Below are 3,391 nucleotides of genomic sequence, written 5' to 3'. Positions count from 1 at the left end.
CAGAAATGCCACTTTATCCTGGGCGGTTTTCAGTTCGGCTTTGGTGGTCTCCAGTGCGTGGGATAACACGGCCACTTGCTTATCGACATCTGCTTTCTGAGTGGTGAGCGCGGCCATGTTTTCCGACAATTGCTCATTTTTATGCTGGTATTCCCGGCACCTTGTCACGGCTTCTTCATACTCGTGTTCCAGGTTCTGGATATCTTCCATCTTTGCGTTCAAGTCGCTATTTAGCGCCGCATTGGCCCGTTTTAATTCATCGGCATTTCGTTGTAACTGCGCGTTGATGTCGAATAGCTCGCCGCTTCAAGCCGGGTTGGACGCCGCCGCATTGTCCAAACCAACCAAACCGATACGCCAGAGGCTAATGCAATAAAGAAATAGCGTTGCCAGCCACCAGCATCAGCTAGCAAGCTGAATGCAGCCCCAGGATTCATCATGTGTACGATATTAAGAATTGAGTTAATCTCCACGCGCTCACCGTACTCTATCGTACGCTCAACGGCATACTTACTCGCCTGGTCCATCAGTAATATCAAACCGGAAAGACACAGCCAACCACAAAAGGTGTTTGTCGGGTTAGAGTTCGCCATGAAGTTAATTTTCTTTTCCTCCAATCGGTAGCGCTTGCTCGACAGGGGTGACGTATACCCAACCGGATATGTTGGGTCCGATTTTCCCGGTTTTGCGAATGATGGTCGTCACCTCATCCACCTGATTGTCATCACAGACCAGTGATAATTGGACTTCTGAGATAACCACGCCAGCTTCGGCAGAATAGGCCAATTCCCGCTCCCCGAGGGGCTTCAAAGTACCCTTGATGTCGAGTAGCGATAGGTTTTTGTAACCCGCGTCACGCAGTGCGTCGATGACATCAGCGGATCGAACGTGGTGGATAAAGGCGGTAATTTGTTTCATGTAAATACTCCAAAAAAATTCGCTATTACTGTTAGATGGATCGCGGCAAGAGGATGCTTGCCGCGATCCTGAGGGTGTCACTGAGCGATCGGAACGCCGTTGTCATCAATCTCTTTTGGCTTTCGCCAAGCCAGTCGATAAAGGCCGGGAAGTACCAATAGAGTGAGTAACGTGGATGAGATAATGCCGCCGATGACTACCGTGGCCAGTGGTCTTTGGACTTCTGCTCCAGTGCTGGTGTTGAGTGCCATCGGCAAGAAGCCTAATGCAGCCACCAGAGCGACCATCAAAATCGGCCGCAATCTCAACATGGCGCCGCCCTGAATCGCCTGCTCGACGGATTCACCCCGATTGAGCTCATCTCGAAAGGCCGACACCATCATGACCCCCGTCAGTACAGAAACCCCGCATAAGGTAATAAACCCAACGCCGGCTGTGATCGAGAGGGGAATATCTCTTAACCACAAGGCGATAACGCCACCGGTCAGCGCCAGCGGTACGCCACTGAAGACCAATGCCGCATCTTTTGCCGAACCAAAGGTCATCATCAACAGTGCAAAAATCATCACCAAAGTGACGGGGACAAGCAGGCTTAACCGCTGCGAGGCCGATTGCAGTTGCTCAAAGGTGCCTCCATACTCCAGCCAATAGCCGGGCGGCAATTTCACCTGTTGCGCAACTTTGCCCTGAACTTCAGCCACAAAACCACCCAAATCACGACCGCGAACGTTCGCGCTGACAACCAGTCGCCGCTTGCCGTTTTCGCGAGAGATCTGATTAGGTCCAGGGGCCAGCGTGAGACTGGCCACTTCCCGCAGCGGTACGTAGCCGCCCTCTGGCAGCGGTATCGGCAAACGTTCCAACGCGCGCAAGTCGCCCCTTATGCCCTCGGCCACTCGCACCACTATCGAGAAACGTTGATCGCCTTCAAAGATCAGGCCAGCCTCCTCACCGCCCGTGGCGGCGGCGACTACGTCCTGCACATCGGCGACATTCAAGCCATAACGATACATAGCTGAACGATCAGCATTAATGGACAGAATAGGCAAACCGGATACCTGTTCGACCTTGACACCTTCGGCGCCCTCGATGCCAGTCAATACCGCCGCGATTTCGCTGCCCGATTTAAGCAGCTGGTCCAAATCATCGCCGAACACCTTGATCCCGAGGTCTGATCGCACACCAGAAATCAATTCATTGAAGCGCAGTTGGATCGGCTGGCTGATCTCATAGGCATTTCCCGGCAACAACGTCAGTTTCTCACCAATTTCTTCCAACAGCTGCGCTTTGGTTTTATCAGGATCGGGCCATTCACTGCGATCCCTGAGCATGACATAGCCATCGGAAATGTTGGGCCCCATGGGGTCACTGGCAACTTCGGCCGTGCCGACGCGCGCGAAGTAGGTTTTGACTTCAGGGATTTCCAGAACCGCTTTTTCCAGTTGAAACTGCATATCCAGGGATTGAGTGAGACTGGTGCCGGGTATTCGCAGTGCCTGGACGGCAATATCGCCCTCATCCAGATTAGGGATAAATTCCGTCCCCATCCGCGTGGCCAGTGCGCCGACCAAAACCACAAAGATCAGGGCCGCAGACAATACGAGAACGCGAAACTTTAGCGCCCACGCCAAAACCGGGGCGTAAAACCGTTTGGAGTGGCGAACAATAAAATTGTCCTTCTCCTCGATATGCCCCGTCATAAACAGCGCCACGGCGGCAGGGACGAAGGTGAGTGACAGCACCAACGCAGACAGCAAGGCCATGATCACCGCCATAGCCATGGGCGTAAACATTTTGCCTTCCACGCCCGTCAAAGCCAGGATGGGTAAGTTCACCAGAATCACCACTAACACGCTGATCAAACTCGGCGCAAAAACCTCGCGGGTGGCCGCAAACACCGTTTGAAAACGCTCATCCAGTTTTAAGGTGCGCCCAAGATGATGCTGTCGCCCAGCCAAGCGCATGATACAGTTTTCGACAATGATCACCGCACCATCCACAATCAAGCCAAAATCGAGTGCGCCCAAACTCATCAGATTGGCGCTGACCTTGGTTTGCACCATGCCCGTCATCAACATCAACATCGACAATGGAATCACCATTGCGGTGAGTAAGGCCGCCCGGACGTTGCCGAGCATGATCAGGAGCACGACGACAACCAATACCGCACCTTCGGCCAGGTTGGCCTGCACCGTGGCAATGGTTTTATCGACCAGTACCGTACGGTTATAAACCGGTTCGGCAATCACGCCCTCGGGCAGCGTCTTATTGATCTCCAACAACTTGGCCGACACATCCTGGGAAACCGTCCGACTATTACCTCCCAGCAGCATGACGGCGGTACCCAATACAGTCTCCTCACCATCGCGAGTAGCGGCACCTGTGCGCAACTCTTTGCCGAATCCGACCTCGGCCACATCAGCCACGGTAATGGGTAACCCGGCTCGACGAGCGACGATGATTTTTTCGATCG

General features: G+C 53.6%; 4 protein-coding genes. All 4 read right to left on the bottom strand.

All coding sequences use genetic code 11. The features are described from left to right. Positions 1-210 (bottom strand): hypothetical protein (locus tag SHEWPOL2_RS21765; protein WP_083848357.1); only part of this gene is annotated, 210 nt, incomplete at its 3' end. Positions 211-251: 41 nt separating this feature from the next. Further along, positions 252-593, bottom strand: a complete 342-nt coding sequence (locus SHEWPOL2_RS21760) for a signal peptidase II (protein WP_011711489.1) — start codon at positions 591-593, stop codon at positions 252-254. A gap of 4 nt (positions 594-597) precedes the next feature. After that, complete coding sequence (locus SHEWPOL2_RS21755) at positions 598-918, bottom strand: P-II family nitrogen regulator (protein WP_037431672.1); 321 nt, start codon at positions 916-918, stop codon at positions 598-600. 77 nt (positions 919-995) lie between these two features. Continuing rightward, on the bottom strand, positions 996-3,391 hold a 2,396-nt coding region (locus SHEWPOL2_RS21750), incomplete at its 5' end, for a CusA/CzcA family heavy metal efflux RND transporter (RefSeq protein ID WP_037431670.1).

Source organism: Shewanella sp. POL2 (genome assembly GCF_000282755.1).
GTDB lineage: Bacteria > Pseudomonadota > Gammaproteobacteria > Enterobacterales > Shewanellaceae > Shewanella > Shewanella xiamenensis.
This window is presented reverse-complemented; position numbering and strand designations above follow the sequence as displayed.